Raw genomic sequence first — 1,094 nt, 5'->3', positions numbered from 1 at the left:
ACCTTTACCGTTGAATCTATTGATGGCAGTGCTAAAAAAGATATCACAGTGACCGTTCATGGCACCAATGATGCTCCGGTCGCATCGGCTGAAGTGCGTTTAGCTAATGGCTTAGAAGATACCCAAATAGTCCTCACCCCAGCACAGCTACTGGCCAATTCTAGCGATGTTGACGACAACGATATTGGCAAATTATCCATTGAAAACCTACAGGCTGACCACGGTGCTATTGCCTTAAATACCGATGGCACCTTCACTTTTACCCCAGAGAAAGACTATAACGGCGATGTACACTTCAGTTATGACGTTAAGGATGCCCACGGTGGTGTGACACACACTGGCGCCAGTACCACTTTAGCGGCGGTACAAGATAATGCTGTTATTGCAGGCATTGATATTGGCAGTGTTACTGAAGACCTAAACCCTCATGCCAGCGTGCAAGGAAACTACGCCTATAAATTGGAGGCTCAAGGCTCATTATCTGCTATTGACCCCGACAAGGATGAATCAGGCTTTGATTTTAAAACCCTTATCTCTGCAGCAATGCACCCAGAGTGGCGGCCATATTCTTCATCACTGGGTGGCCAATTGGCAATTGACCCAAAAGGAAACTGGAATTACTACATAGATAACCGCAAACCTGAAATCCAGCACTTAGGTAAAGGCGAAACCTTAACGGATACCGTGACGGTGCATTCTAAAGATGGCACCACCCACGATATCGTCATTACCATCCACGGCACTAATGACGCCCCCACAGTATCAAGTGAGGTACAGTTAAACTCAGGCAAGGAAGACTCTGTTCAAACCATTACTACGGCTGATTTGCTGGCGCATGCAACCGATATTGATAATAACGACCAAGGTCAGCTTACCGTCGCCAACCTGATTGCCAACCATGGATCCATTCGAGACAACCAAGACGGCACCTTCACCTTTACCCCAGAGAAAGACTATAACGGCGATGTCCATTTTAGCTATGACGTTAAGGATGCACACGGCGGTATCACCCACACCGGCGCAACCACCAACTTGGCTGCGGTTAACGACAACCCTGATGTGACGCCTTTAACCGACAGTGTCAGTGAGGGGGC

Annotated in this window: 1 protein-coding gene; it reads left to right on the top strand. The window is 48.0% G+C overall.

The annotated features are described in order from the left end of the window. Positions 1 to 1,094 (top strand): cadherin-like domain-containing protein (locus AB4209_RS22485; protein ID WP_372057460.1); only part of this gene is annotated, 1,094 nt, incomplete at both ends.

Source organism: Vibrio sp. 10N.286.48.C11 (assembly GCF_041469805.1).
Lineage (GTDB): Bacteria > Pseudomonadota > Gammaproteobacteria > Enterobacterales > Vibrionaceae > Vibrio > Vibrio crassostreae_C.
The sequence above is the reverse complement of the archived record's forward strand: the minus strand, read 5'-3'. Positions and strand labels throughout refer to the sequence as shown.